The 25,509-nt window shown below is 61.5% G+C and carries 28 protein-coding genes and 1 pseudogene; 17 read left to right on the forward strand and 12 right to left on the reverse strand.

The genetic code is table 11. The features are described from left to right. Positions 1–24: 24 nt before the first annotated feature. Both AB4N92_RS10335 and AB4N92_RS10340 read left to right on the forward strand, forming a co-directional pair. On the forward strand, positions 25–1,029 hold the full coding sequence (locus AB4N92_RS10335; RefSeq protein WP_010207224.1) for an aspartate carbamoyltransferase catalytic subunit: 1,005 nt from the start codon (positions 25–27) through the stop codon (positions 1,027–1,029). After that, positions 1,026–2,297 (forward strand): dihydroorotase, encoded by a 1,272-nt coding sequence (locus tag AB4N92_RS10340; protein ID WP_460130002.1) that lies wholly within the window; start codon positions 1,026–1,028, stop codon positions 2,295–2,297. The genes AB4N92_RS10335 and AB4N92_RS10340 overlap by 4 nt, the downstream gene beginning before the upstream one ends. Positions 2,298–2,446: 149 nt before the next feature. Here the strand turns inward: AB4N92_RS10340 and AB4N92_RS10345 are convergent, their stop codons facing one another. After that, positions 2,447–2,857 carry an NINE protein gene (locus tag AB4N92_RS10345; protein ID WP_164673138.1) on the reverse strand — a complete coding sequence of 137 codons (411 nt, stop codon included), beginning with the start codon at positions 2,855–2,857 and terminating at the stop codon, positions 2,447–2,449. A gap of 268 nt (positions 2,858–3,125) precedes the next feature. Here AB4N92_RS10345 and AB4N92_RS10350 point away from each other — a divergent pair, with 268 nt between their 5' ends. After that, positions 3,126–3,764 (forward strand): C40 family peptidase, encoded by a 639-nt coding sequence (locus AB4N92_RS10350; protein ID WP_021492670.1) that lies wholly within the window; start codon positions 3,126–3,128, stop codon positions 3,762–3,764. Between the two features lie 140 nt (positions 3,765–3,904). On the opposite strand, the gene AB4N92_RS10355 is transcribed toward AB4N92_RS10350, so the two are convergent. Further along, the gene (locus AB4N92_RS10355; protein WP_236266808.1) at positions 3,905–4,939 is read right to left on the reverse strand and encodes a type IV pilus twitching motility protein PilT; all 1,035 of its coding nucleotides are present in this window, start codon (positions 4,937–4,939) and stop codon (positions 3,905–3,907) included. A gap of 57 nt (positions 4,940–4,996) precedes the next feature. Between AB4N92_RS10355 and AB4N92_RS10360 the strand changes: the two genes are divergently transcribed. The 9 genes from AB4N92_RS10360 (at position 4,997) to AB4N92_RS10400 (ending at position 11,702) form a co-directional block, all read left to right on the forward strand. Beyond that, on the forward strand, positions 4,997–5,683 hold the full coding sequence (locus AB4N92_RS10360) for a YggS family pyridoxal phosphate-dependent enzyme (protein ID WP_047542517.1): 687 nt from the start codon (positions 4,997–4,999) through the stop codon (positions 5,681–5,683). A 34-nt stretch (positions 5,684–5,717) separates the two neighbouring features. Beyond that, entirely contained in the window at positions 5,718–6,536 is an 819-nt protein-coding gene (gene proC, locus AB4N92_RS10365; RefSeq protein ID WP_010207233.1) for a pyrroline-5-carboxylate reductase, read from the forward strand. 9 nt (positions 6,537–6,545) lie between these two features. Beyond that, the gene (locus AB4N92_RS10370) at positions 6,546–7,136 is read left to right on the forward strand and encodes a YggT family protein (protein WP_010207234.1); all 591 of its coding nucleotides are present in this window, start codon (positions 6,546–6,548) and stop codon (positions 7,134–7,136) included. Between the two features lie 207 nt (positions 7,137–7,343). Next, positions 7,344–8,483, forward strand: coding sequence for a homoserine O-succinyltransferase MetX (gene metX / locus AB4N92_RS10375; protein ID WP_010207235.1), 1,140 nt, complete (start codon positions 7,344–7,346; stop codon positions 8,481–8,483). Between the two features lie 7 nt (positions 8,484–8,490). Beyond that, entirely contained in the window at positions 8,491–9,111 is a 621-nt protein-coding gene (gene metW, locus AB4N92_RS10380; RefSeq protein WP_010207236.1) for a methionine biosynthesis protein MetW, read from the forward strand. A gap of 21 nt (positions 9,112–9,132) precedes the next feature. After that, entirely contained in the window at positions 9,133–9,567 is a 435-nt protein-coding gene (locus AB4N92_RS10385; RefSeq protein ID WP_010207238.1) for a DUF4426 domain-containing protein, read from the forward strand. Then, positions 9,564–10,160 carry an RdgB/HAM1 family non-canonical purine NTP pyrophosphatase gene (gene rdgB / locus AB4N92_RS10390; RefSeq protein ID WP_021492667.1) on the forward strand — a complete coding sequence of 199 codons (597 nt, stop codon included), beginning with the start codon at positions 9,564–9,566 and terminating at the stop codon, positions 10,158–10,160. The genes AB4N92_RS10385 and rdgB overlap by 4 nt, the downstream gene beginning before the upstream one ends. Beyond that, on the forward strand, positions 10,157–11,359 hold the full coding sequence (hemW, locus tag AB4N92_RS10395; RefSeq protein ID WP_236266807.1) for a radical SAM family heme chaperone HemW: 1,203 nt from the start codon (positions 10,157–10,159) through the stop codon (positions 11,357–11,359). Before rdgB ends, hemW begins: the two co-directional genes overlap by 4 nt. 19 nt (positions 11,360–11,378) lie before the next feature. Beyond that, positions 11,379–11,702, forward strand: coding sequence for a DUF3392 domain-containing protein (locus AB4N92_RS10400; RefSeq protein ID WP_010207241.1), 324 nt, complete (start codon positions 11,379–11,381; stop codon positions 11,700–11,702). Positions 11,703–11,846: 144 nt separating this feature from the next. Here the strand turns inward: AB4N92_RS10400 and trmB are convergent, their stop codons facing one another. The 4 genes from trmB to AB4N92_RS10420 all read right to left on the reverse strand — a co-directional run bounded on the left by trmB (position 11,847) and on the right by AB4N92_RS10420 (position 14,078). Then, the gene (gene trmB / locus AB4N92_RS10405) at positions 11,847–12,572 is read right to left on the reverse strand and encodes a tRNA (guanosine(46)-N7)-methyltransferase TrmB (protein WP_010207243.1); all 726 of its coding nucleotides are present in this window, start codon (positions 12,570–12,572) and stop codon (positions 11,847–11,849) included. A 9-nt stretch (positions 12,573–12,581) separates the two neighbouring features. Next, entirely contained in the window at positions 12,582–13,376 is a 795-nt protein-coding gene (locus AB4N92_RS10410; protein WP_021492666.1) for a thiazole synthase, read from the reverse strand. 52 nt (positions 13,377–13,428) lie between these two features. Beyond that, a complete protein-coding gene (gene thiS / locus AB4N92_RS10415; protein ID WP_010207247.1) occupies positions 13,429–13,629 on the reverse strand; it encodes a sulfur carrier protein ThiS in 201 nt (66 codons plus the stop codon). Positions 13,630–13,700: 71 nt separating this feature from the next. Next, the gene (locus AB4N92_RS10420) at positions 13,701–14,078 is read right to left on the reverse strand and encodes a DUF423 domain-containing protein (RefSeq protein ID WP_010207248.1); all 378 of its coding nucleotides are present in this window, start codon (positions 14,076–14,078) and stop codon (positions 13,701–13,703) included. Between the two features lie 74 nt (positions 14,079–14,152). Between AB4N92_RS10420 and mtgA the strand changes: the two genes are divergently transcribed. Then, a complete protein-coding gene (mtgA, locus tag AB4N92_RS10425; protein WP_021492665.1) occupies positions 14,153–14,875 on the forward strand; it encodes a monofunctional biosynthetic peptidoglycan transglycosylase in 723 nt (240 codons plus the stop codon). A 108-nt stretch (positions 14,876–14,983) separates the two neighbouring features. On the opposite strand, the gene rpoH is transcribed toward mtgA, so the two are convergent. The 4 genes from rpoH to ftsY all read right to left on the reverse strand — a co-directional run bounded on the left by rpoH (position 14,984) and on the right by ftsY (position 19,043). Further along, positions 14,984–15,838, reverse strand: coding sequence for an RNA polymerase sigma factor RpoH (rpoH, locus tag AB4N92_RS10430; RefSeq protein WP_003176698.1), 855 nt, complete (start codon positions 15,836–15,838; stop codon positions 14,984–14,986). A 129-nt stretch (positions 15,839–15,967) separates the two neighbouring features. Further along, positions 15,968–16,993 (reverse strand): permease-like cell division protein FtsX, encoded by a 1,026-nt coding sequence (gene ftsX / locus AB4N92_RS10435; protein ID WP_010207250.1) that lies wholly within the window; start codon positions 16,991–16,993, stop codon positions 15,968–15,970. Continuing rightward, positions 16,990–17,661 (reverse strand): cell division ATP-binding protein FtsE, encoded by a 672-nt coding sequence (ftsE, locus tag AB4N92_RS10440; protein WP_003234627.1) that lies wholly within the window; start codon positions 17,659–17,661, stop codon positions 16,990–16,992. The genes ftsX and ftsE overlap by 4 nt, the downstream gene beginning before the upstream one ends. Then, positions 17,658–19,043, reverse strand: a complete 1,386-nt coding sequence (ftsY, locus tag AB4N92_RS10445) for a signal recognition particle-docking protein FtsY (protein ID WP_010207253.1) — start codon at positions 19,041–19,043, stop codon at positions 17,658–17,660. Before ftsY ends, ftsE begins: the two co-directional genes overlap by 4 nt. A gap of 232 nt (positions 19,044–19,275) precedes the next feature. Here ftsY and AB4N92_RS10450 point away from each other — a divergent pair, with 232 nt between their 5' ends. The 4 genes from AB4N92_RS10450 (at position 19,276) to AB4N92_RS10465 (ending at position 23,789) form a co-directional block, all read left to right on the forward strand. Beyond that, positions 19,276–20,631 carry a M16 family metallopeptidase gene (locus AB4N92_RS10450; RefSeq protein WP_010207255.1) on the forward strand — a complete coding sequence of 452 codons (1,356 nt, stop codon included), beginning with the start codon at positions 19,276–19,278 and terminating at the stop codon, positions 20,629–20,631. After that, the gene (locus tag AB4N92_RS10455) at positions 20,624–22,114 is read left to right on the forward strand and encodes a M16 family metallopeptidase (protein WP_010207257.1); all 1,491 of its coding nucleotides are present in this window, start codon (positions 20,624–20,626) and stop codon (positions 22,112–22,114) included. Before AB4N92_RS10450 ends, AB4N92_RS10455 begins: the two co-directional genes overlap by 8 nt. Next, positions 22,114–22,722 (forward strand): 16S rRNA (guanine(966)-N(2))-methyltransferase RsmD, encoded by a 609-nt coding sequence (rsmD, locus tag AB4N92_RS10460; RefSeq protein ID WP_010207259.1) that lies wholly within the window; start codon positions 22,114–22,116, stop codon positions 22,720–22,722. The genes AB4N92_RS10455 and rsmD overlap by 1 nt, the downstream gene beginning before the upstream one ends. A 71-nt stretch (positions 22,723–22,793) precedes the next feature. After that, positions 22,794–23,789, forward strand: coding sequence for a hydrolase (locus AB4N92_RS10465; protein ID WP_236266806.1), 996 nt, complete (start codon positions 22,794–22,796; stop codon positions 23,787–23,789). Positions 23,790–23,818: 29 nt separating this feature from the next. Here the strand turns inward: AB4N92_RS10465 and AB4N92_RS10470 are convergent, their stop codons facing one another. Together AB4N92_RS10470 and AB4N92_RS10475 are read right to left on the reverse strand one after the other, a co-directional pair. Beyond that, the gene (locus tag AB4N92_RS10470; RefSeq protein WP_198729467.1) at positions 23,819–24,682 is read right to left on the reverse strand and encodes a sulfurtransferase; all 864 of its coding nucleotides are present in this window, start codon (positions 24,680–24,682) and stop codon (positions 23,819–23,821) included. Between the two features lie 33 nt (positions 24,683–24,715). After that, positions 24,716–25,386: pseudogene (locus AB4N92_RS10475) on the reverse strand (TetR/AcrR family transcriptional regulator). Positions 25,387–25,509 lie beyond the last annotated feature (123 nt).

Raw genomic sequence — 25,509 nt, forward strand, 5'->3', positions numbered from 1 at the left:
ACCGCCTTGTAAAGAGTCCCCGCGATGACGCCTCTAGATGCCAAGCGCCCGCTGCAGCTCAATGCTCAGGGCCAGTTGCAACACTTCTTGTCCCTCGACGGTTTGCCCCGCGAACTGCTCACCGAAATCCTCGACACCGCCGACTCGTTTCTCGAAGTCGGTGGCCGCGCGGTGAAGAAGGTCCCGCTGCTACGCGGCAAGACCATCTGCAATGTGTTCTTCGAGAACTCCACGCGCACCCGCACCACGTTTGAACTGGCGGCCCAGCGGCTGTCGGCCGACGTGATCACGCTGAACGTGTCCACCTCGTCGGCGAGCAAGGGCGAAACCCTGCTCGACACCCTGCGCAACCTGGAAGCCATGGCCGCCGACATGTTCGTGGTCCGCCACGGCGATTCCGGCGCCGCGCACTTCATTGCCGAACACGTGTGCCCGCAGGTGGCGATCATCAACGGCGGCGATGGCCGTCACGCCCACCCGACCCAGGGCATGCTCGACATGCTGACCATCCGTCGGCACAAGGGCAGCTTTGAAAACCTCTCGGTGGCCATCGTCGGCGACATCCTGCACTCGCGGGTTGCGCGCTCGAACATGCTGGCCCTCAAGGCCCTGGGTTGCCCGGATATCCGCGTGATCGCACCCAAAACCCTGCTGCCGATCGGCATCGAGCAGTACGGTGTGAAGGTCTACACCGACATGGCCGAAGGCCTCAAGGATGTGGACGTGGTGATCATGCTGCGCCTGCAGCGCGAGCGCATGGCCGGTGGCCTGTTGCCGAGCGAAGGCGAGTTTTACCGCCTGTTCGGCCTGACCACCGCGCGCCTGGCCGGCGCCAAGCCGGATGCCATCGTGATGCACCCGGGCCCGATCAACCGTGGGGTGGAGATTGAGTCGGCAGTGGCCGACGGCCCTCAATCGGTGATCTTGAACCAGGTCACCTACGGCATCGCCGTCCGCATGGCCGTGCTGTCCATGGCCATGAGCGGGCAAACCGCGCAACGTCAATTCGAGCAGGAGAACGCCCAGTGAAGCTCAGCATCCTCGGCGCCCGCGTCATCGATCCGGCCAGCGGCCTGGATCACGTCACCGATCTGCATCTGGAAGCCGGCAAGCTCATCGCCATCGGCGGCGCCCCCGCGGGTTTCAGCGCGACTGAAACCATCGACGCCAACGGCTTGGTGGCCGCACCTGGCCTGGTCGACCTGAACGTTGCCCTGCGCGAACCGGGCTACAGCCGCAAGGGCAACATCACCAGCGAAACCCGCGCCGCGGCAGCCGGCGGCGTGACCAGCCTGTGCTGCCCGCCGCACACCAAACCGGTTCTCGACACCTCGGCCGTGACCGAGCTGATCCTCGACCGCGCCCGCGAAGCCGGCAATTGCAAGGTGTTCCCCATCGGCGCCCTGAGCAAAGGCCTGGAAGGCGAACAACTCGCTGAACTGATCGCCCTGCGTGACGCCGGTTGCGTGGCCTTCGGCAATGGCCTGGAAAGCTTTCGCAGCACCCGCACGCTGTTACGCGCCCTGGAATACGCAGCGACCTTCGACCTGACGGTGATCTTCCATTCCCAGGACCGCGACCTGGCCGAAGGCGGCCTGGCCCATGAAGGCGCCGTGGCCAGCTTCCTCGGCCTGCCGGGCATTCCGGAAACCGCCGAGACCGTGGCCCTGGCCCGTGACCTGCTGCTGGTGGAGCAAAGCGGTGTGCGCGCGCACTTCAGTCAATTGACCAGCGCTCGCGGCGTCGCCCTGATCGCCCAGGCCCAGGCCCGTGGTTTGCCGGTCACAGCGGATGTGGCGCTGTATCAGCTGATTTTGACGGATGAGGCGCTGATCGATTTCTCCAGCCTGTACCACGTGCAACCGCCGCTGCGCACCCTGGCCGACCGTGAAGGTTTGCGGGCGGCGGTCAAGTCCGGTGTGGTCTCGGCGATTTCCAGCCATCACCAGCCCCATGAGCGAGATGCCAAGCTGGCACCGTTTGGCGCGACAGAGCCTGGCATCAGCAGTGTCGAACTGTTGCTGCCACTGGCGATGACGTTAGTGGAAGATGGACTGCTGGACTTGCCGACACTGCTGGCCCGCCTGAGCGCCGGCCCGGCCGAGGCCTTGCGCCTGCCGGCCGGTAAGTTGGCGGTGGGTTCGGCGGCGGATCTGGTGCTGTTTGATCCGGCCAGCTCGACGATTGCCGGGGAACAGTGGCTGTCCAAGGGTGAGAACTGCCCGTTCATCGGGCATAGCCTGCCGGCGGCGGTGCGTTACACCTTGGTGGATGGGCGGATCAGCTACCAGGCCTGATAGAACACATCCAATGTGGACACGGCCCATGTAGGAGCTGGCTTGCCTGCGATGCAGACACCTCGGTCTTTGAGCCAAACCGAGGTGATGCTATCGCAGGCAAGCCAGCTCCCACACAAGCCAGCTCCCAGATTTGATTGTGTGCAGACTTACCGTCCGGCGTTGCGCTCGGCATTGCGGATCGAAATCTGCGTATTCAACGTCCAGAAGTCATACAGCACCCCCACCAGGAACAAACCGCCGGTCAGCAGGTAGATCAGGCCGGTGATCCATTTGCCCTGATACATGCGGTGCACGCCAAACACACCTAGAAACGCCAACAGGATCCAGGCCACGTTGTATTCGATGGGTCCGGCGGTAAAGCGCAGGTCCGCTTCACGGTCCATGGCCGGGATCAGGAACAGGTCGATCAGCCAGCCGATACCCAGCAAGCCCAAGGTGAAAAACCAGATCGTGCCGGTCACCGGCTTGCCGTAATAGAAGCGATGCGCCCCGGTAAAACCGAAAATCCACAGCAGGTAGCCGATCACCTTACTGTGGGTATCTTGCTGCGGACCAATCTGCTGATAGGTGTTCATCGCGTACCTCTTTTGCTTCGATAGATAAATTTTTTCACTTTCTTTGTGACTTTTTTACAGGCGCCCGACGTACGGCAAATGGTATCTTCCCTGCCCTGAAAGCCTTATGCCACCTGACTTGTGTAGGACAATTGCGGCGAATCGTCGCGTTTTTCCTGATTTTGACGTCAAGGTTCAGTCGACAAACGGCCTGAGAACGACACAAAAAGCTGTTATAAAGTTGCGCGCAAACCCATAAGAGCCACGCCTAATGCGACCATTTTTCAAGACATGGCTAACCATTTGCCTATTAATGCCACTGGCCGCCCACGCCACCAATCGTGAGCAACGACTTCCTAACGTTAACGGTTTCACCCCTAAAGTCCACAGCACGCCAAGCACCGCCAAATCGGTAAAGCTGACCGTCAACCGCCCGACTCAAGTGAGCAAGGCCCACAACGGCAAAGCAGTTCCAGGCCTGGTCGGCGTCAACACCAAGCAGAGCAGCACCGTCCTCAGCCGCGCCGTCAACGTGCTCGGTACTCCTTATCGTTGGGGCGGCAGCAGCCCAAGTAAAGGGTTCGACTGCAGCGGCTTGGTAAAATACGCGTTCAACGACGTAGCCGCCGTGGACCTGCCGCGTACTTCCAATGCCATGGCCGCTGGCCACGGGCAGAAGGTTGATCGCAAGGACTTGAAACCAGGTGACCTGCTGTTCTTCAAACTCAAGAGCCGCCAGGTGAACCACGTTGCCATTTACCTGGGCAATGATCGCTTCATCCACGCACCGCGCCGTGGCAAATCGGTCAGCATCGACACGCTGAAGAAGCCGTTCTGGAACAAGAACTACGTGATTGCCAAGCGGGTGCTGCCGAAAGAGCAGAATAACCTGCGGATCGTTCAGCGCTGATTTCAGGCTGAAATGCAGTACCCAATGTGGGAGCGGGCTTGCTCGCGAAAGCGGAGTGTCAGTCAACAGACTAATCGACTGATCTAACGCTTTCGCGAGCAAGCCCGCTCCCACATTTGATTTACATCGCTCTAAAGACCTCATATGTCTGTCGGTACCCTCGCCTTCTCCCGCGCGTCTTCCCGGCTGACCAGCCCCTCCCCGACCAGCACCTTCAAGCTCATATCCAACGTCTTCATCCCCAACGCCCCACCCGTCTGGATCGCTGAGACCATCTGCGCCACCTTGTCCTCGCGGATCAAATTCCGAATGGCCGGCGTGCCCAGCATGATCTCGTGAGCCGCCACCCGCCCGCCGCCGATCTTCTTCACCAGCACCTGGGACACCACCGCTTGCAACGACTCCGACAACATCGAGCGGACCATGGCCTTTTCCCCGGCCGGGAACACATCCACCAGCCGGTCTACGGTCTTTGCGGCCGAACTGGTGTGCAGGGTGCCAAATACCAGGTGCCCGGTCTCGGCCGCCGTCAGCGCCAGGCGGATGGTCTCCAAGTCACGCAGTTCGCCCACCAGGATCACGTCCGGGTCTTCCCTCAGGGCCGAGCGCAGGGCAACCGAAAAGCCATGGGTGTCGCGATGCACCTGGCGTTGGTTGATCAACGCCATTTTCGGCGAGTGGATAAATTCGATGGGGTCTTCAAGGGTGAGGATGTGATGGCGCCGATGCTGATTGAGAAAATCAATCATCGCCGCCAGGGTGGTGGACTTGCCTGAACCGGTCGGGCCGGTGACCAACACGAGGCCCCGGGGCAGTTGGGCGATACGCTGGAATACTTCACCGAGACCAAGGCTTTCCAAGCTCCGGACTTCGGACGGTATGGTACGAAACACCGCGCTCAGCCCGCGATCCTGCCGGAACACATTGGCCCGGAAACGCGCCACGTCGGGCAACTCGAACGCAAAATCCGTTTCAAGAGATGTTTCGAAATCCTTTTGTTGATGCTGATTGAGCAAAGGGCTCAATAAGTCCGCTACTTGCGTAGGTGAAAGCACCGGCCCCTCCAGCGGCCAGACCTCGCCATCAACCCGCAGCATCGGCGCCAGGCCGGCGGACAAATGCAGGTCGGAGGCGCCACGGCGCACGCTGGCCGTGAGTAGTTCAGTGATATCCATAGGGCTTTCCATTTCCAGTAGAATGCCGCGGACTCCATATCCACGGGCGCATCTTGAATGTCGACGATAGCAGACAACATCGGCCAGGTTAGCCAGCGCATCCGCGCCGCAGCCGACGCCGTGCAACGTGACGCAAGCAGCATCCACCTGCTGGCCGTGAGCAAGACCAAACCCGCGCAAGCCGTGCGCGAAGCCTATGCCGCCGGGATGCACGACTTTGGCGAGAACTACCTGCAGGAAGCGCTGGGCAAACAGGCCGAATTAACTGACCTGCCCTTGAGTTGGCACTTCATCGGCCCCATTCAATCGAACAAGACGCGCGCTATCGCCGAGAACTTCGCTTGGGTGCATTCCGTGGATCGCCTGAAAATCGCTCAACGTTTGTCCGAACAACGCCCGGCCGACCTGCCACCGCTGAATATCTGCATCCAGGTTAATGTCAGCGGCGAAGCCAGCAAGTCCGGCTGTACGCCCGCCGACCTGCCGGCCCTGGCCCATGCAATCAGTGCCCTGCCGCGCCTGAAGCTGCGCGGCCTGATGGCGATTCCTGAGCCGACTGAAGATCGGACCGCGCAAGACGCAGCGTTCGCCGCGGTACGCGACCTGCAAAACAGCCTGAACCTGCCGCTGGACACACTTTCCATGGGCATGAGCCACGACCTTGAGTCGGCCATCGCCCAAGGCGCCACCTGGGTGCGGATCGGTACCGCCCTGTTTGGCGCCCGCGACTACGGCCAGCCATGAACATGGCTGACTTCCCTCTGAGTAAGGACCTGTCATGAGCAACACGCGTATTGCCTTTATCGGCGCCGGTAACATGGCGGCCAGCCTGATCGGTGGCCTGCGGGCCAAGGGCCTGGACGCCGCGCAGATCCGCGCCAGCGACCCAGGCGCCGACACCCGCGCCCGCGTCAACACCGAGCACGGCATTGAAACCTTTGCCGACAACGCCGAGGCCATCCAGGGCGTCGATGTCATCGTACTGGCCGTGAAGCCGCAGGCTATGAAAGCCGTGTGCGAGAGCCTGCGTCCGAGCCTGCAGCCGCACCAACTGGTGGTGTCCATCGCCGCCGGCATCACCTGCGCCAGCATGAACACCTGGCTCGGTGCCCAGCCGATCGTGCGCTGCATGCCTAACACCCCCGCACTGGTCAGCCAAGGCGTGAGCGGGCTGTACGCCACCGCCGAGGTGACCGCCGAACAACGTGACCAGGCGCACGAGTTGTTGTCCGCCGTGGGCATCGCCCTGTGGCTGGAGCAGGAGCAGCAACTGGATGCGGTCACCGCCGTGTCCGGCAGCGGCCCGGCGTACTTCTTCCTGCTGATCGAGGCCATGACCGCCGCCGGCGTGAAGCTGGGCCTGTCCAAGGACGTTGCCGAGCAACTGGCCGAGCAGACTGCCCTGGGCGCCGCGCATATGGCGGTTGCCAGCGATGTGGACGCCGCCGAGTTGCGCCGTCGCGTAACCTCGCCTGGCGGCACCACACAGGCGGCCATCGAGTCGTTCCAGGCCGGGGGCTTTGAAGCCCTGGTGGAAAAAGCATTGGGTGCCGCTGCGCACCGCTCGGCGGAACTCGCCGAACAACTGGGCAAATAAGGAGCCAACATGATTGGTTTGAACACCGCGGCCGTCTACGTGCTGCAAACCCTCGGCAGCCTGTACCTGTTGATCGTGCTGTTGCGCTTCGTGCTGCAACTGGTGCGTGCGAACTTCTACAACCCGCTCTGCCAGTTCATCGTGAAGGCCACCCAGCCGCTGCTCAAGCCGCTGCGCCGGGTGATCCCGAGCCTGTTCGGCCTGGACATGTCGTCGCTGGTCCTGGCGATCCTGGTACAGCTGGCCTTGATGGCGCTGACCCTGTTGCTGACCTACGGCACCACCGGTAATTTCCTCCAGTTGCTGGTCTGGGCCATCATCGGCGTGACCGCGCTGTTCCTGAAGATCTTCTTCTTCGCCCTGATCATCAGCGTGATCCTGTCCTGGGTCGCACCGGGCAGCCACAACCCTGGCGCCGAGCTGGTGAACCAGATCTGCGAACCGGCCCTGGCGCCATTCCGCCGCCTGCTGCCGAACCTGGGCGGCCTGGATATTTCGCCGATCCTGGCGTTCATGGTGCTCAAATTGCTGGACATGCTGGTAATCAACAACCTGGCGGCCATGACCGGAATGCCAGAAATCCTGCGACTGCTGATCTAACGATCGGCGCGATAACGTGTGGGAGCTGGCTTGCCTGCGATAGCGATGTATCAGTCAACGGATTGGCTGACTGGCACGCCGCTATCACAGGCAAGCCAGCTCCCACATTTTGTATCTGCATATTGAATTCAATCCTGGCCGGCCTTTGCTTGCCGCTGGGTGCAGCGGTCTTTAGACTTACGCCTCATTTAAACGAGAGCAGGGTCGATGCCAACTGCCTTCCCCCCCGATTCTGTTGGACTGGTCGTGCCCCAAGTGGCGCACTTCAGCGAACCGCTGGCCCTGGCCTGCGGGCGTGCGCTGCCTGCCTATGACTTGATCTATGAAACCTACGGCCAACTGAACGCCACGGCGAGCAACGCCGTGCTGATCTGCCACGCCTTGTCCGGCCATCATCACGCCGCCGGTTTCCATTCGGTCGACGAGCGCAAGCCCGGCTGGTGGGACAGTTGCATCGGCCCCGGCAAGCCCATCGACACCAACAAGTTCTTCGTGGTCAGCCTGAACAACCTCGGCGGCTGCAACGGTTCCACCGGCCCTAGCAGTATCAATCCGGAAACCGGCAAGCCGTTCGGCGCCGATTTCCCGGTACTGACCGTGGAAGACTGGGTGCACAGCCAGGCCCGCCTCGCCGACCTGCTCGGCATCAACCAGTGGGCCGCCGTGATCGGTGGCAGCCTGGGCGGCATGCAGGCGCTGCAATGGACCATCACCTACCCGGATCGCGTGCGCCATTGCCTGGCCATCGCCTCGGCCCCCAAGTTGTCGGCGCAGAACATCGCCTTCAACGAAGTGGCGCGCCAGGCGATCCTGACCGACCCGGAGTTCCACGGCGGTTCGTTCCAGGAAGCCGGTGTGATTCCCAAGCGCGGCCTGATGCTGGCGCGGATGGTCGGGCATATCACCTACCTGTCCGATGACTCCATGGGCGAGAAATTCGGCCGTGGCCTCAAGAGCGAGAAGCTCAACTACGACTTCCACAGCGTCGAGTTCCAAGTGGAAAGCTACCTGCGTTATCAGGGCGAGGAGTTCTCCGGGCGTTTCGACGCCAACACCTACCTGCTGATGACCAAGGCGTTGGACTACTTCGACCCGGCGGCCAACTTTGATGACGACCTGGCGAAAACGTTCGAAGGCGCCACCGCCAAGTTCTGCGTGATGTCGTTCACCACCGACTGGCGCTTCTCGCCGGCCCGCTCCCGCGAGCTGGTGGATGCGCTGATGGCCGCGCGCAAGGACGTCTGCTACCTGGAAATCGATGCGCCGCAAGGCCACGACGCCTTCCTGATTCCGATCCCGCGTTATTTGCAGGCGTTCGGCAATTACATGAACCGGATTACTGTGTGAGAACGCCATGAGAGCCGACCTGGAAATCATCCAAGAATGGATCCCCGCCGGCAGCCGCGTGCTCGACCTGGGCTGCGGCGATGGCGAACTGCTGAGCTGGCTGCGCGACAACAAGCAAGTCACCGGCTACGGCCTGGAAAACGACCCGGACAACATCGCCCAGTGTGTGGCCAAGGGCATCAACGTAATCGAGCAGGACCTGGACAAGGGCCTCGGCAACTTTGCCAGCAACAGCTTCGACATCGTGGTGATGACCCAGGCCCTGCAGGCGGTGCACTATCCGGACCGGATCCTCGACGAAATGCTGCGCGTCGGCCGCCAGTGCATCATCACCTTCCCCAACTTCGGCCACTGGCGCTGCCGCTGGTACCTGGCCACCAAGGGCCGCATGCCGGTGTCGGATTTCCTGCCCTACACCTGGTACAACACGCCGAACATCCACTTCTGCACCTTCGAAGACTTCGAAGCCTTGTGTGGCGAGCGTGAAGCCAAGGTGATCAACCGCCTTGCCGTCGATCAACAGCACCGCCACGGCTGGGCGAGTAAGCTATGGCCCAACTTGTTGGGCGAAATTGGTATTTACCGGGTCAGCAGTCCTGGCCTGACCGACCACAAGATTGCCGTCTAATCATCTTCAAGAGGGACGCTCATGAGTCGTTTGGCTATTTTTCTATTGACCGCCTGCCTGGGCGCCAGCGCCATGGCCGCGGACGCTATAGACGCTAACCGCAAGAAAGACTTCGGTGATATCACCGTGCACTACAACACCTTCACCTCCAGCTTCCTGCAACCGGAAACCGCCCAGGCTGTGGGCGTGGTACGCAGCAAGGAAAAGGGCTTGATCAACGTGACCGTGATCAAGGGCGTGACCCCGGTGGCCGCGCAGGTCACAGGCACCATCAAGGACCTGGGCGGCAAGAGCGAGATCCTTACCTTCAAGCAAATCAACGAAAAAGGCGGCGTCAACTATCTCGCGCCCTACTCCGTGACCCAGCGGGAATACAAGACGTTTACCATCAACGTTGAAACCGGCGGCAAAGCCCATAGCTTCCAATTCAACCAAGAACTGTTCCCGGCCGAATGATGAACCTTACTCAACTCGTACTGGCCAGCCATAACGCCGGCAAACTCAAAGAGCTGCAGGCGATGCTCGGCGACGCCGTGCAACTGCGCTCCATTGGCGAATTCAGCCAGGTGGAGCCGGAAGAGACCGGCTTGTCCTTCGTCGAGAACGCCATCCTCAAGGCACGCAACGCTGCACGCATTTCCGGCCTGCCGGCGCTGGCGGATGACTCGGGCCTGGCGGTGGACTTCCTCGGCGGCGCCCCTGGCATCTACTCGGCGCGTTATGCCGACGGCAAGGGCGACGCCGCCAACAACGCCAAATTGCTGGATGCGCTCAAGGACGTGCCGGACGCCGAGCGTGGCGCGCAGTTCGTCTGTGTGCTGGCTTTGGTGCGCCACGCCGATGACCCGCTGCCTATCCTGTGCGAAGGCCTGTGGCACGGGCGCATCCTGCATGCGGCCAGCGGTGAACAGGGTTTTGGTTATGACCCGCTGTTCTGGGTGCCGGAGCGCAATGTCTCCAGCGCCGAACTGAGCCCGGCCGACAAGAACCAGATCAGCCACCGTGCTCGCGCAATGGATTTGCTGCGCCAACGCCTGAGCCTGAAATGACCCAGAACACCTCTGCGCAGCCGCTGATCCACGGCGGCGCGCAAACACCTCGGGCGGCCTTGCCGGTACTGCCGCCCCTGTCGCTGTATATCCACATTCCGTGGTGCGTGCGCAAATGCCCTTATTGCGACTTCAACTCCCACACCGCCAATAAAGTGCTGCCGGAAGAAGAGTATGTGGACGCACTGCTGGCCGACCTCGATCAGGACCTGCACGCCGTGTACGGTCGCGAGCTGAGTTCGATCTTCTTTGGCGGCGGTACGCCAAGCCTGTTCAGCGCCGCCGCATTGGGCCGCCTGCTCAAGGGTGTGCAAGCGCGTATCCCGTTTGCCAGTGATATCGAAATCACCCTGGAAGCCAACCCAGGGACGTTCGAGCAAGAAAAGTTCGTGGCCTATCGCACGCTGGGGATCAACCGCCTGTCCATTGGCATCCAGAGCTTCCAGCAGGAAAAACTCCAGGCCCTCGGCCGCATCCACAATGGCGACGAAGCCGTGCGCGCCGCCGGCATGGCGCGTCAGGCCGGATTCGACAACTTCAACCTGGACCTGATGCACGGTTTGCCCGATCAGTCCCTGGACGACGCCCTGAGCGACCTGCGCCAGGCCGTCGCGCTGAGGCCGACGCACCTGTCCTGGTATCAACTGACCCTGGAGCCCAACACCGTATTCTGGAACCAGCCGCCTGCGCTGCCGGAAGACGACACATTGTGGGACATCCAGGAGGCCGGCCAGGCGCTGCTCGCCGAACACGGTTACGCGCAATATGAAGTGTCGGCCTACGCACAACCGGGTCGCCCGGCGCGGCACAACCTGAATTACTGGAGCTTCGGCGACTTTATCGGCATCGGCGCCGGTGCCCACGGCAAGCTTAGCCACCCCGACGGGCGCATCGTGCGCACCTGGAAGACCCGAGCACCGAAGGACTACCTCAACCCGGCCAAAAGCTTCCAGGCCGGCGCGAAAGAACTGACCAACGAAGAACTGCCGTTCGAATTCCTGATGAACGCCTTGCGCCTCACCGACGGCGTCGAGGCCAAGCTCTACGCCGAGCGTACCGGCCTGGAGCTGGCCAGCCTGGATGAAGGCCGTCGCGAGGCAGAACAAAGTGGCTTAATGCAGGTCGAACCGTCACGCCTGGCGGCGACCGACCGTGGGCAACTCTTTCTCAATGACCTGTTGCAGAAGTTTTTGAGCTGATCGCTCTTAAGGAAATCGAATGGATTTGGTACTCGACCTGCTCGCCACCGTATCCCGCTGGAGCCGTAGCAACCTGTCGGAAATCTCCCTGGCCCTTGTGGGCTGCCTGCTGGTGCTGTTTGGCGCCGATATCAAGGGTTGGGTGGAAGCGCGTTTGGGCAGCGTCGCAGGCGCATTGCGCGTCCCGTTAATGGCGTTGCTGTGCATGATCGGCAGCGGCGCGGCGCTGATCTACGCCACGCCGTGGATTGTGCGGGGGTTGAGCCAGTTCAATAACTACAGCCTGGCGCCGGTGTTGGTGGTGGTGCTGGTGTTGATTGGCGTAGTCGCTGACCGCCGCTGACCTCCGCTACAACACAGAAGCAAATGTGAGAGCGGGCTTGCTCGCGAATACGGTGGATCAGTCGACATTTTCAGTGACTGACACACCGCATTCGCGAGCAAGCCCGCTCCCACATTGTTGACTGCATTCCAAGCGAGTGGCCTGTCAGTCAACCTTTTCGAATTTCAGATCCCACACCCCATGCCCCAACCGCTCGCCGCGGCGTTCGAACTTGGTGATCGGGCGCTCAGCCGGGCGTGGCACGCATTTGCCGTCTTCGGCGATGTTGCGGTAGCCAGGGGCGACGTTCATCACTTCCAGCATGTATTCCGCGTAGGGTTCCCAGTCGGTGGCCATGTGCAGAATGCCGCCGACCTTGAGCTTGCTGCGTACCAGCTCCGCGAAGGAGGCCTGGACGATACGGCGCTTGTGGTGACGGGCTTTGTGCCATGGGTCGGGGAAGAACAGCATCAGGCGGTCGAGGCTGTTGTCGGCGATGCAGCGGTTGAGCACTTCGATCGCGTCGCAGTCGTAGACCCGCAAGTTAGTCAGGCCTTGGGTCAGCACGCCGTTGAGCAGCGCGCCAACACCTGGACGGTGCACTTCCACACCAATGAAGTCCTGGTCCGGCGCAGCGGCGGCCATTTCCAGCAGGGAGTGGCCCATGCCGAAGCCGATTTCCAGGGAACGCGGGGCCGAACGGCCGAACACCTGATCGTAGTCCACCGGCGCGTCGGCCAGGGGCAACACGTACAGCGGCGCACCTTGCTCCAGGCCTTTTTGCTGGCCTTCGGTCATGCGACCAGCACGCATCACAAAACTCTTGATGCGGCGGTGCTTGGACTCGTCACCGGTTTCCAGGGTGTTCGGCGTTTCGTTTGATTCAGTCATCAATGGCTCTTACTTGATCAGACCATCCAGCGGCGAGGAGGCGCTGGCGTAGAGTTTTTTCGGCATGCGACCGGCGAGGTAGGCCAGGCGGCCCGCGACGATGGCGTGATTCATGGCTTCGGCCATCATGACCGGTTGCTGGGCATGGGCGATGGCGGAGTTCATCAGCACCGCGTCGCAGCCCAGTTCCATGGCGATGGTTGCGTCGGAGGCCGTGCCCACGCCCGCATCCACCAGCACCGGGATCTTGGCTTCTTCGAGGATGATCTGCAGGTTGTAGGGATTGCAGATACCCAGGCCCGAGCCGATCAGACCGGCCAGCGGCATCACGGCAATGCAGCCGATTTCCGCCAGCTGGCGCGCGATGATGGGGTCATCGCTGGTGTAGACCATCACGTCGAAACCTTCCTTGACCAGGGTTTCAGCGGCCTTGAGGGTTTCGATGACGTTGGGGAACAGGGTTTTCTGGTCGGCCAGCACTTCCAGCTTCACCAGGTTGTGGCCGTCGAGCAGCTCTCGGGCCAGGCGACAGGTGCGCACGGCTTCGATGGCGTCGTAGCAACCGGCGGTGTTCGGCAAAAAGGTGTAGCGATCCGGCGACAGCACTTCGAGCAGGTTTGGCTCGCCTTCGATCTGGCCGAGGTTGGTGCGGCGCACGGCGAAGGTCACGATCTCGGCGCCCGAGGCTTCGATGGCCAGACGGGTTTCTTCCATGTCGCGGTACTTGCCGGTGCCGACCAGCAGACGGGACTGGTAGGTACGACCGGCCAGGACGAAAGGCTTATCGCTACGAACGATGCTCATGGGAAATCCTCGAAATGGGGTGAGGTTCTGCAGAATTCAGGAAGCTGCGCGATTAGCCGCCGCCGATGGCGTGGACCACTTCGACCTGGTCACCCTCGGTGAGCGCAGTGTCGGCGTGCAGGCTACGCGGGACGATATCCAGGTTGAGTTCCACTGCGACGCGACGCCCGGTCAGGTCCAGGCGGGTCAGCAGGGCCGCAACGGTTTCGCCGTCGGGCAGTTCAAAGGATTCGCCGTTCAACTGAATGCGCATGCCACGGGCCGCCATCGTTTTAAGGGGCCCGCATTCTAGCCCGATTGGGGTTGCTGGCCCAAGCCCCTTGGTCAGGCGGCCTGTAGACGCCACGCTGCCAAACCGAGGAAAAACCAGCCCAGCAGGAAGGCCAGCCCGCCAAACGGGGTGATGATCCCGAGTTTGCTGATTCCGGTCAGGGTCAGCACGTACAGGCTGCCGGAGAACAGCAGGATGCCAAGGGTAAACGAGATGCCTGCCCAGCTGACCAATCGGCCAGGAATATGTGCCGCCAGCAACGCCACGCCGAACAATGCCAGGGTGTGCACCAACTGGTAGGTCACGCCGGTGTGGAAGATCGCCAGGTACTCGGCGCTCAGGCGGTTTTTCAGGCCATGGGCGGCGAACGCGCCGAGAGCGACACCCGTGAAGCCGAAAAAGGCAGCCAACATCAGAAAGCCACGCAACATGAGGAACTCCAGTCAGACTCAAAGGGCCGGGTCTGTATAATGGCCCGCTCAACGGGTTCGGCCAAGCCATCTCTATGCTGCGTCTCCTTTTCAAACGCTTTCTCAACGTCGTGAAATGGTTTGCCATCGGCAGTGTGCTGCTGGTGCTGCTGTTTCGTGTCGTCCCGCCGCCCTTCACCGCGCTGATGGTAGAGCGCAAGGTCGAATCCTGGTTCGACGGCGAGCCCATTGACCTGCAGCGCAGCTGGGTGCCGTGGGATGAGATCTCCGATGACCTCAAAGTGGCGGTGATGGCCGGTGAAGACCAGCGTTTCCCGCAGCATTGGGGTTTTGATTTCGGCGCGATCCAGGCGGCCATCCTGCACAACGAGCGCGGTGGCTCGATCCGCGGCGCCAGTACGTTGAGCCAGCAGGTGTCGAAGAACCTGTTCCTGTGGGCCGGCCGCAGTTATCTGCGCAAAGGGCTGGAAGCCTGGTTTACCGGGTTGATCGAGGTGTTGTGGCCCAAGCAACGGATCCTTGAGGTCTACCTCAACAGCGTTGAATGGGATGAAGGGGTGTTTGGTGCGGAAGCGGCTGCACGGCATCACTTTGGGGTCAGCGCCAAGGGTATTTCACGGCAGCAGGCCAGCTATCTGGCTGCCGTATTGCCTAACCCGCGGGTCTGGAGTGCCAGTCATCCGACGGCGTATGTGACAAGGCGCGCGGCGTGGATTCGGCAGCAGATGAGCCAGTTGGGTGGGGATGGATATCTGGCTGAGTTGAATAACGCCCGCAAGGCCCCTTGGTCCGACTGACCCAACCTCTCTCGCCAGGGCTCGACAGCTGTTACGGTCAGTAAATAGATGCAAACAAAAATGCCCCGATCTTTTGATCGGGGCATTTTTTTGGCTTTTCGCAGCGTTTTAGGCGGCGATCGACAACTTCAGCTTGTTCATCGCGCTTTTCTCAAGCTGACGAATCCGCTCGGCCGAAACGTTGTACTTCTGCGCCAGGTCGTGCAGCGTGGCTTTTTCTTCCGCCAGCCAACGCTGGTAGAGGATGTCACGGCTGCGGTCGTCCAGCACTTCCAGCGCTTCGTGCAGGTTGTGATTGGAGTTGTCGCTCCAGTCGGCGTCTTCCAGTTGACGCGCCGGGTCGTACCGGTGGTCTTCCAGGTAGTTGGCCGGCGATTGGAAGGCGCTGTCGTCGTCCGCTTCGGCGGCCGGGTCGAAGGCCATGTCATGGCCGGTCAGGCGGCTTTCCATCTCACGCACTTCACGGGGTTCCACACCGAGGCTTTCGGCCACGCGGTGGACTTCCTCGTTGTTCAGCCACGCCAGACGTTTCTTCTGGCTGCGCAGATTGAAGAACAGCTTGCGCTGGGCCTTGGTGGTCGCGACTTTCACAATGCGCCAGTTGCGCAGGATGAACTCGTGGATTTCCGCCTTGATCCAGTGCACAGCAAACGACACCAGACGCACACCCATTTCAGGGTTGAAACGTTTCACGGCCTTCATCAGGCCGACGTTGCCTTCCTGGATCAGGTCAGCCTGGGCCAGGCCGTAGCCACTGTAGCTACGGGCGATATGTACGACAAAACGCAGGTGGGCGAGCACCATCTGCCGAGCCGCCCCCAAATCCTGCTCATAGTAGAGACTCTCGGCCAGTTCACGCTCCTGCTCAGGCGTCAGCAATGGAATGCTGTTGACCGTGTGCACGTAGGCTTCCAGGTTCGCACCCGGGACCAAGGCATAGGCAGGTTGCAAAGAAGTGGTCATACGAAAAAACCTCCGACTCACATAACTCGTGCAGTGAAGCACTGCGAAAATTGACCGGGAACCGTAGGACAAGTTCCCTAAACCACCAATACGGTCAATACAAACGAAACCACATTAATCTGACATTAACTACTTCGGTGCCAACTCGCGTAAATGACGAGCGACCGCAATCCACGCACCGATATACCCCAACAATACCGCGCCAAGCAAGAGACTCAGACCATCGGCTACCGGCACACCGGCCAGTGCGAAATCACTGCCGTAGAGTCCGGCAAGCCCGACAACCGCGTCGTTCAGCCAGTCCAGGCCAAATGCCAGCACGCACCAGGACAAAATCCCGGCGCCGAAGCCATAAAGCGCGCCCATGTACAGAAAAGGACGACGCACATAGCTGTCCGTGCCGCCGACCAGTTTAATCACTTCTATCTCGGTGCGACGGTTTTCAATATGAAGACGAATGGTATTACCTATCACCAAAAGTAATGCAGACACCAACAGCACCGTCAGGCCGAACACAAAGCGGTCGCCCAGCTTGAGGATGGCCGCCAGGCGCTCTACCCAGACTAGATCAAGTTGCGCCTGTTGCACCTTGGGCATCTCTGCGAGTTTTTGTCGCAGGGCTTCCAGCGCCGGCTTGTCGACTTCATTCGGCGTTACCAGCACCACACCCGGCAGCGGGTTCTGCGGCAGCTCCTTGAGCGCCTCGCCCAGGCCGGATTGTTGCTGGAACTCCTCAAGGGCCTGATCGCGGCTGATGTACTCGGCATCCGCCACGCCTGGAATGTTCTTGATGTCGTCGCGCAACGCTTCGCCATCTTTGGCGCTGGCATCGATGTTCAGGTACAGGGAAATCTGCGCTGCGCGCTGCCATGAACCGCCCAGGCGCTCCACATTATTGAGCAGCAGCGACAGGCCCATCGGCAGGCTCAGGGCCACCGCCATTACCAGGCAGGTGAAAAAGCTGCCGATCGGCTGCTTGCCCAGGCGGCGCAGACTGTCGACCAGGCTGGCGCGATGGCTTTCGATCCAGGCGCGCAGCAAGGTACTGAAGTCCGGGCCGTCATCGTCGTGATCGTGTTTTTTCTTCGGTGGTTGCGGGTCGGCCGGTTTCGGCGCCACGCGCTCGGAAACTTTAGGGCTGCGTGTCGCACTCATACGCCGGCCTCCCCGTCACCGATCAAGCGGCCGCGTTGCAAGGTGAGCATGCGATGGCGCATGCGCGCGATCAGCGCCAGGTCGTGACTGGCGATCAGCACGCTGGTGCCCAGGCGGTTGATGTCTTCGAAAACGCCCATGATCTCGGCCGCCAGGCGCGGGTCGAGGTTACCGGTGGGTTCGTCCGCCAGCAGCAGGGCCGGGCGGTGGACGATGGCGCGGGCGATGCCAACGCGCTGTTGCTGGCCGGTGGACAGGTCGCCAGGGTAGAGATCGGTTTTGTCCGACAGCGCCACGCGCTCCAGGGCCGAATCCACACGTTTGACGATCTCGGCCTTGGACAGCCCGAGGATCTGCAACGGCAGTGCCACGTTGTTGAACACGGTGCGATCGAACAGCAATTGGTGATTCTGGAACACCACGCCGATCTGGCGGCGCAGGAACGGAATCTGTGCATTGCTGATGGTGGCCAAGTCCTGGCCCGCCAGCAGTAACTTGCCGGTGGTCGGGCGTTCCATGGCCAGCAGCAGGCGCAACAAGGTACTTTTGCCGGCGCCTGAGTGGCCGGTTACAAACAGAAACTCGCCGCGACGCACCCGAAAGCTCAGCTCATGCAAGCCCACATGCCCGTTGGCATAGCGTTTACCGACCTGCTCGAATCGAATCATGAACGCTCCCGCTCGGCAAACAGTGCCTGTACAAAGGGTTCGGCTTCAAAGGTGCGCAGGTCGTCGATGCCTTCACCGACACCGATATAACGAATCGGCAACCCGAACTGTTTGGCCAGGGCGAAGATCACGCCGCCCTTGGCTGTGCCGTCGAGCTTAGTCAATGCCAGGCCGGTCAGTTGTACCGTCTGGTTGAATTGTTTGGCCTGGCTGATGGCGTTCTGGCCGGTGCCCGCGTCAAGCACCAACAGCACCTCATGCGGCGCGTCTGCATCCAGCTTGCCGATCACGCGGCGGACCTTTTTCAGCTCTTCCATCAAATTGTCTTTGGTGTGCAGGCGTCCGGCGGTATCGGCGATCAACACGTCGATGTTACGGGCCTTGGCGGCTTGCACGGCGTCGAAGATCACCGAGGCGGAATCGGCGCCAGTATGCTGGGCGATCACCGGGATCTTGTTGCGCTCGCCCCAGACCTGCAGCTGTTCAACCGCTGCGGCACGGAAGGTGTCGCCCGCCGCCAGCATGACTTTCTTGCCTTCGGACTGCAGTTTTTTGGCCAGCTTGCCAATGGTGGTGGTCTTGCCGGCGCCATTGACGCCGACTACCAGGATTACAAAGGGTTTTTTCGGGGTGATCACCAGCGGTGCTTCCACCGGCTTGAGCATGGCGGCCAACTCAGCCTGCAGGGATTTGTACAGGGCGTCAGCGTCGGTCAGCTGCTTGCGCGCGACCTTCTGGGTGAGGCTCTGGATGATCACGGCGGTGGCTTCTACGCCTACGTCGGCAGTGAGCAGACGGGTTTCGATGTCTTCCAGCAGTTCGTCATCAATGACCTTTTTGCCGAGAAACAGGCTGGCCATGCCTTCGCCGATGCTGGCGCTGGTCTTGCTCAGGCCTTGCTTGAGACGGGCGAAGAAGCCGGTCTTGCTGGTTTCAGCAGGAGCGGCAGGTTCTTCGACAATGACGGGAGCCGCAATCGCTGGCTCGACCGTCACGGGTGCGGGTGCTTCAGCGACAACCGGCTGAGGCTCAATGACTACCGGAATCGGCGGAACCACATGCTCGGCCTGCACATCTTCAACCAGCGCCACGGGCTCTTCCGCTACCGGCAGTTCCGGCCACGGCTTGTGCGCGGGTTCCGGCTCAGGTTCAGGCTCCGCCTCGGCGAGCGGCTGCAGAACCGGCTCAGCCATCGGCAACACCACCGGCGCAGGCGTTTCGGCGACCGGTTCGGCTTCTACTATAGGCTCAGGGACCGGTTCAGTTTGAACCTGTGGCTGTTCGTCGACGGTTTCCTGCGGCTTTTTGCGCAGCCATCCGAACAGGCCTTTTTTCTCGCCAGCCGCAGCTGGGGTCTTCTTGTCGTCGTTGGAACCAAACATGGAGACGGCTATCTCAAGGTAGCGACGCGCCACGGGGCGCGTCGGTAAATAAAATTCGATGCGTAACAGACTGTTTTTTAGCCAGCTCGTTCATGCGCAACATTTTGTAAGGCCAAAATGGGGCCTTAACAGGACAGCCGCAGTGGCCGTCCCTAAGTCGGATCAGTATCCTAGCACCTCCTCGCCCGCCGACGCTAAGACCAAGCGGGCAGCCCAACAGGTTTAAAAACGAATGAATGCTCTAGCCCGCTGCGCCGCAGGCCTGCTGTTCAGCACAGTTTGTCTGCCTCTTTCAGCCTTGGCTGCCGACCCACAACCCACCCATGAATTCACCCTGGATAACGGCCTGAAGGTGGTCGTGCGCGAAGATCATCGCGCGCCTGTGGTGGTTTCCCAGGTCTGGTACAAGGTGGGTTCGAGCTACGAAACCCCGGGCCAGACGGGTTTGTCCCACGCCCTGGAACACATGATGTTCAAGGGCAGCGCCAAGGTCGGCCCTGGCGAAGCCTCGCTGATCCTGCGCGACCTGGGTGCCGAAGAGAACGCCTTCACCAGCGACGACTACACCGCCTACTACCAGGTACTGGCCCGTGACCGCCTGGGCGTCGCCTTCGAGCTGGAAGCCGACCGCATGGCCAGCCTGCGCCTGCCGGCCGACGAATTCAGTCGCGAAATCGAGGTAATCAAGGAGGAGCGCCGCCTGCGCACCGACGATAACCCGATGTCCAAAGCCTACGAGCGCTTCAAGGCCATGGCATTCCCGGCCAGCGGCTACCACACGCCGACCATCGGCTGGATGGCCGACCTGGACCGCATGAAGGTCGAAGAACTGCGCCACTGGTACCAATCCTGGTACGTGCCGAACAATGCCACGTTGGTGGTGGTCGGCGACGTCACCCCAGACGAGGTGAAGAACCTGGCCCAGCGCTACTTCGGCCCGATCCCCAAGCGTGACGTGCCACCGGCCAAGATCCCGATGGAATTGGCCGAGCCTGGCGAGCGCCTGCTGACCATGAAGGTGCAGACCCAACTGCCCAGCGTGATCCTGGGCTTCAACGTGCCAGGCCTGGCCACCGCCGAAGACAAACGCTCGGTACAGGCCCTGCGCCTGATCTCGGCCTTGCTGGACGGCGGCTACAGCGCACGGATCTCCGAACAGTTGGAGCGCGGTGAAGAGCTGGTCTCCGCGGCCTCCACCAACTACGACGCCTACACCCGTGGCGACACCCTGTTCATGTTGACCGCCACCCCCAATCAGCAGAAGAAAAAGACCGTCGCCCAAGCTGAAGCCGGCCTGTGGCGCCTTCTGGAAGAACTGAAGGCTAAGCCTCCGACCGCTGAAGAACTGGAACGTATCCGCGCCCAGGTCATTGCCGGCCTGGTCTACCAGCGTGACTCCATTACCAGCCAGGCTACGGCCATTGGCTCCCTGGAGACCGTCGGCCTGTCCTGGAAGCTGATGGACACGGAGCTTGCCGACCTGCAAAGCGTGACCCCGGAAGATATCCAGAAAGCCGCGCGTACCTATTTCATCCGCGAACGTCTCAGCGTCGCCCATGTCTTGCCTCTGGAGACCGCTCATGAGTGATCGCAAAAGCAGCCGCCTGATCTTCCCCGGCCTGATCGTTGTCACCCTGATCGCCGCCAGTGCCGTGTATTTCCTGCGTCCGAGCGACTCCGTCGCCAGCCCCGCGCTGGAAAAAGCCCAATCGAGCAACACGCTGCAATCGCTGGCGGAACTGGACGACAAGGCACCGACCAACCGCAAGCTCGACGTGCAAACCTGGACCACCGCCGAAGGCGCCAAGGTGCTGTTCGTGGAAGCCCATGAACTGCCGATGTTCGACGTGCGCATCCTGTTCGCCGCCGGCAGCAGCCAGGATGGCAACGTGCCGGGCCTGGCGCTGATGACCAACGCCATGCTCAACGAAGGCGTGCCGGGCAAGGATGTAAGCCAGATCGCCCGTGACTTCGAAGGCCTGGGCGCAGATTTTGGCAATGGCGCTTATCGCGACATGGCGCTGGTGTCCCTGCGCAGCCTCAGCGCCAGCGATAAACGTGACGCAGCCCTTACCCTGTTTGACCAGGTAATCGGCAAGCCGACCTTCCCGGCCGACTCTCTGGCGCGGATCAAGAACCAGATCCTCGCCGGCTTCGAGTACCAGAAACAGAACCCCGGCAAGCTGGCGAGCCTTGAGTTGTTCAAGCGGCTGTACGGCGACCACCCTTACGCGCACCCGAGCGAAGGTACGCCGCAGAGCGTTCCGAAGATCACCCTGGCACAGTTGCAGGCGTTTCACGCCAAGGCCTATGCGGCCGGCAACGCAGTGATCGCGGTGGTGGGTGACCTGACCCGCGCCGAGGCCGAAGCCATGACGGGCAAGATTTCCGCCTCGCTGCCTAAAGGCCCGGCGTTGCCGAAAATCGCCCAGCCGACCGACCCCAAGCCGGGTCTGAACCGCATCGAATTCCCCTCCAAGCAGACTCACCTGCTGTTCGCCCAACTGGGGATCGACCGTGCCGACCCGGACTATGCAGCCCTGTCCCTGGGCAACCAGATCCTCGGCGGCGGTGGTTTCGGCACCCGCTTGATGAGCGAAGTGCGCGAGAAACGCGGCCTGACCTACGGTGTGTACTCCGGCTTCTCGCCGATGCAGGTGCGTGGCCCGTTCATGATCAACCTGCAAACCCGTGCAGAAATGAGCGGCGGCACCCTGCGCCTGGTGGAGGACGTGGTAGCCGACTACCTCAAGACCGGCCCGACGCAAAAGGAACTCGATGACGCCAAGCGCGAACTGGCCGGCAGCTTCCCGCTGTCGACCGCGAGCAACGCCGATATCGCCGGGCAGCTGGGTGCCATGGGTTTCTATAACCTGCCGCTGACCTATCTGGAAGATTTCATGAAACAATCCCAGGCCCTGACCGTAGAGCAGGTCAAGGCTGCAATGAACAAACACTTGAGCGCCGACAAGATGGTCATCGTGACCGCCGGCCCGACGATTGCGCAAAAGCCACTACCGCCCCCCACTGACAAAATCGCCGAGCAGCCGCTCGGGGTTCCGGAGCATTAATGGCCAGTTCATCTCGCCCGAAAAAACCCGTCCACAACGTGCATAACGGTGTGGGCCAGCTGCGCATCATTGGCGGCGAATGGCGCAGCCGCAAGCTGAGCTTCCCCGACGTGGTGGGCCTGCGCCCGACGCCGGACCGTGTGCGTGAAACCCTGTTCAACTGGCTCGCGCCGTACATTGCCGGGGCCAAGGTGCTCGACCCCTTCGCCGGCAGCGGCGCGCTGTTCCTGGAGGCACTGTCCCGTGGGGCCGCCCTGGGCCAGGCGCTGGACGCCAGCAACGTGGCGGTCTCCAGCCTCAAGGAACACTTGGGCACGCTGCGCTGCACCACCGGTCAGGTCCAGACCGCCGACGCCCTGCGCTACCTGGAAACCCAGCCGGCCAGCGAATACGACGTGGTGTTCCTCGACCCGCCGTTCAACCAGAACCTGCTGCCAACCGTGTGCGCACTGCTGGAAGAACGTCAGTGGCTGGCACCGGATGCGTGGATCTACACTGAAAGCGAGACCGCGCCCTCTACCCTGGGCCTGCCGGCAGCGTGGCGCCTGCACCGGGAACAGAAATCCGGGCGGGTGTACTACGCGCTGTGGCACCGCAGCGCCGCCTGACCTCCGGGCGAGCGAGCTTTTGTGGTGAGCGGGCTTGTCGAATCGTCGCACCGCTCATTACAGAGATCGGCATGAACCCTTGCGCTAACACATTCACCCCCGCCTTCGGCCTCGGCAACCCCCACTTGCAAACGCTGTGGGGGCCGCTGTGGCGCCCCACTACTCATATCGAACGCCAACGCGAACGCCTGTGGCTGGAAGACGGCGACTTCCTGGACCTCGACTGGCATGGCCCCCACGACGCGCAAGCGCCGTTGGTGCTGGTGCTGCACGGGCTGACCGGTTCCTCCAACTCGCCCTACGTGGCCGGCCTGCAGAAAGCCCTGGCCGCGCAAGGCTGGGCCAGCGCTGCATTGAATTGGCGTGGTTGTTCGGGCGAACCGAATCTGTTGGCGCGCAGCTATCACTCGGGTGCCAGCGAAGACCTGGCGGCGGCGATTGCCCATCTGCGGGCCAAACGGCCGTTGGCGCCGTTGTATGCCGTGGGTTATTCACTGGGCGGCAATGTGCTGCTCAAGCATTTGGGCGAAACCGGCTCGGCATCAGGGCTGCAAGGCGCGGCGGCGGTGTCGGTGCCGTTTCGTCTGGACCAGTGTGCGGATCGCATCGGCCTGGGCTTTTCGCGGGTTTATCAAAAGCATTTCATGCGTGAAATGCTGGCGTATATCCGCGTCAAGCAGAGCCGTTTCCTGCTGGACGGCCGGACAGACGGGCTCAAGGCATTGGAAGACCTGGGCCCACTGGAAAAGATGCGCACGTTCTGGGATTTCGACGGCCGGGTCACCGCGCCTCTGCACGGGTTTCTGAGTGCCGAGGACTATTACCGCCGTGCATCGAGCCGCTATTACCTGGGCGATATCCGCACCCCAAGCCTGATCATCCAGGCCGCCGATGACCCCTTTGTGTTCGCCCACAGCCTACCTGAAGCGAGCGAACTGTCGGCGTGCACGGAGCTTGAGCTACTGGCCAAGGGTGGGCATGTCGGATTTGTCGATGGCACCCTGAAACGCCCGGGTTACTACCTGGAGCGGCGCATTCCTCAATGGCTGCTGGCACAACACGGTTAACCCTGTGGGCGCTGGCTTGGGTTTACATCTCAACTGACTGAGTCGCCTGTAGCGATTTCGCGCTTTGGATCGGTAATCCATTCGCTCCACGACCCTGCGTACAACTTGCCCAACGGGTAACCCGCCAGGCTCAGGGCAAACAGGTTGTGGCACGCCGTCACGCCCGAACCGCAATACGCCACCAGCTCGTCCGGCGAGCGTCCCTGCAATTGGGCAGCGAAGCGCTGCTTGAGCTGTGCAGCCGGCAGGAAGCGGCCGTCGGTGTCCAGGTTTTCATTGAACGCCGCACATTGTGCGCCAGGGATATGCCCTGCGACGGGGTCGATGGGCTCCACGTCACCGCGAAAGCGTGGTTGAGCGCGGGCATCGATCAGTGTCAGTTCCGGCTGGCCCAAGCGTTTTTCCAGCTGTTCGGCGTCCAGCAACAGTCGGTTGTCCGGCGTACCGGCGAATGTCCCAGGCGCCACCAGCGGCGCGTCCAGACTCAGTGGGAAACCTGCGCCGTGCCAGGCCTTGAGGCCGCCATCCAGGATAAACACACCGTCACGCTTACCCAGCCAGGCCAGCAGCCACCAGGCGCGGGCGGCATAGGCGCCGGGGCCGTCGTCATACAACACGATATCGGTGTCAGCGCTGATGCCCCACGCCCGCAATTGCTGAACCAACGTCTCTGCCGCCGGCAATGGATGACGCCCGGTCACGCCCTTGATCACCGGGCCACTGAGGTGTCGGTTCAGGTCGGCGTATTGCGCGCCCTCGATATGCCCTTCGGCATAGCTGCAACGCCCGTAGTCCGGGTCTTCCAGGGCAAAGCGGCAATCCAGGATCACCACCGAGGCGGCCTTCTGGCGCTCGGCCAGTTGCTGGGGGCTGATCAATTGGGCAAGCGGCATGACGGACTCCTATGAACAGATTCGGGAAAGGTCCTACTTCACTTCTTCCAATGCCTGATTCAACGGCACGTAAAACTCTTTGAATAATGCATCCACGGCGTCCTTGGCCTGAGGCGTGACAAACCCAGCCTCCAGCACCAACACCTGATAGACCCCGCGTTTGATCGCCTCAGCACTCAAGTGGGCAGAGTTTTCGTTGGTGGTGCACAAGAAACGCACCCAGGAGGTGAGGATGATCCAGGCATTGAGGGTCAGGGCTTCGGTTTGCACCGGGTCCATATTGAGGATGCCGGCGTCGACAAACCCTTGGTAAATAGCGCCCCCTGGGTCAGGCAGCGCTGGGAGAAGCGCCGATAGCCGGTCGCCAGCTCCGGGTCGCTTTCCAGCAAGTGTTCGAGGTCGCGGTGCAGGAAACGGTAGCGCCACATGCCGGCCAACACGGCCTGCAGGTAGAAACGTTTGTCTTCGACGGTGACGGCGCGACCTTGGGGCGGGCGCAGGAAACTGTCCACCAGTGCTTCGTATTCGCGGAACAGCACGGCGATGATCGCCTGCTTGTTGGGGAAGTGGTAGTACAGGTTGCCCGGCGAAATTTCCATATGGGCGGCAATGTGGTTGGTGCTCACACTGCGCTCGCCCTGCTGGTTAAAAAGCTCCAGGCTGGTTTGCACAATGCGCTCGCTGGTCTTTACTCGTGGTGCCATAGGGGATCAGCTTCTGTACACGTGATGGGGCATCTTACGGCCTATTCTTACAGGGATAAATCCGCATCTGGGCGTAATGACATTTGACAATTTAGAGTAATGACTCTAAAAATCCAGGCAGAC

Source organism: Pseudomonas sp. S3_A09 (genome assembly GCF_054668065.1).

Bases quoted from the DNA above. Each gene is read 5' to 3' on its own strand.
- AB4N92_RS10335 (WP_010207224.1), top strand. From the start codon at position 25: ATGACGCCTCTAGATGCCAAGCGCCCGCTGCAGCTCAATGCTCAGGGC.
- AB4N92_RS10350 (WP_021492670.1), top strand. From the start codon at position 3,126: ATGCGACCATTTTTCAAGACATGGCTAACCATTTGCCTATTAATGCCA.
- AB4N92_RS10355 (WP_236266808.1), bottom strand. From the start codon at position 4,939: ATGGATATCACTGAACTACTCACGGCCAGCGTGCGCCGTGGCGCCTCC.
- AB4N92_RS10360 (WP_047542517.1), top strand. From the start codon at position 4,997: ATGTCGACGATAGCAGACAACATCGGCCAGGTTAGCCAGCGCATCCGC.
- proC (WP_010207233.1), top strand. From the start codon at position 5,718: ATGAGCAACACGCGTATTGCCTTTATCGGCGCCGGTAACATGGCGGCC.
- AB4N92_RS10370 (WP_010207234.1), top strand. From the start codon at position 6,546: ATGATTGGTTTGAACACCGCGGCCGTCTACGTGCTGCAAACCCTCGGC.
- metX (WP_010207235.1), top strand. From the start codon at position 7,344: ATGCCAACTGCCTTCCCCCCCGATTCTGTTGGACTGGTCGTGCCCCAA.
- metW (WP_010207236.1), top strand. From the start codon at position 8,491: ATGAGAGCCGACCTGGAAATCATCCAAGAATGGATCCCCGCCGGCAGC.
- AB4N92_RS10385 (WP_010207238.1), top strand. From the start codon at position 9,133: ATGAGTCGTTTGGCTATTTTTCTATTGACCGCCTGCCTGGGCGCCAGC.
- rdgB (WP_021492667.1), top strand. From the start codon at position 9,564: ATGATGAACCTTACTCAACTCGTACTGGCCAGCCATAACGCCGGCAAA.
- hemW (WP_236266807.1), top strand. From the start codon at position 10,157: ATGACCCAGAACACCTCTGCGCAGCCGCTGATCCACGGCGGCGCGCAA.
- AB4N92_RS10400 (WP_010207241.1), top strand. From the start codon at position 11,379: ATGGATTTGGTACTCGACCTGCTCGCCACCGTATCCCGCTGGAGCCGT.
- trmB (WP_010207243.1), bottom strand. From the start codon at position 12,572: ATGACTGAATCAAACGAAACGCCGAACACCCTGGAAACCGGTGACGAG.
- AB4N92_RS10410 (WP_021492666.1), bottom strand. From the start codon at position 13,376: ATGAGCATCGTTCGTAGCGATAAGCCTTTCGTCCTGGCCGGTCGTACC.
- thiS (WP_010207247.1), bottom strand. From the start codon at position 13,629: ATGCGCATTCAGTTGAACGGCGAATCCTTTGAACTGCCCGACGGCGAA.
- AB4N92_RS10420 (WP_010207248.1), bottom strand. From the start codon at position 14,078: ATGTTGCGTGGCTTTCTGATGTTGGCTGCCTTTTTCGGCTTCACGGGT.
- mtgA (WP_021492665.1), top strand. From the start codon at position 14,153: ATGCTGCGTCTCCTTTTCAAACGCTTTCTCAACGTCGTGAAATGGTTT.
- rpoH (WP_003176698.1), bottom strand. From the start codon at position 15,838: ATGACCACTTCTTTGCAACCTGCCTATGCCTTGGTCCCGGGTGCGAAC.
- ftsX (WP_010207250.1), bottom strand. From the start codon at position 16,993: ATGAGTGCGACACGCAGCCCTAAAGTTTCCGAGCGCGTGGCGCCGAAA.
- ftsE (WP_003234627.1), bottom strand. From the start codon at position 17,661: ATGATTCGATTCGAGCAGGTCGGTAAACGCTATGCCAACGGGCATGTG.
- ftsY (WP_010207253.1), bottom strand. From the start codon at position 19,043: ATGTTTGGTTCCAACGACGACAAGAAGACCCCAGCTGCGGCTGGCGAG.
- AB4N92_RS10450 (WP_010207255.1), top strand. From the start codon at position 19,276: ATGAATGCTCTAGCCCGCTGCGCCGCAGGCCTGCTGTTCAGCACAGTT.
- AB4N92_RS10455 (WP_010207257.1), top strand. From the start codon at position 20,624: ATGAGTGATCGCAAAAGCAGCCGCCTGATCTTCCCCGGCCTGATCGTT.
- rsmD (WP_010207259.1), top strand. From the start codon at position 22,114: ATGGCCAGTTCATCTCGCCCGAAAAAACCCGTCCACAACGTGCATAAC.
- AB4N92_RS10465 (WP_236266806.1), top strand. From the start codon at position 22,794: ATGAACCCTTGCGCTAACACATTCACCCCCGCCTTCGGCCTCGGCAAC.
- AB4N92_RS10470 (WP_198729467.1), bottom strand. From the start codon at position 24,682: ATGCCGCTTGCCCAATTGATCAGCCCCCAGCAACTGGCCGAGCGCCAG.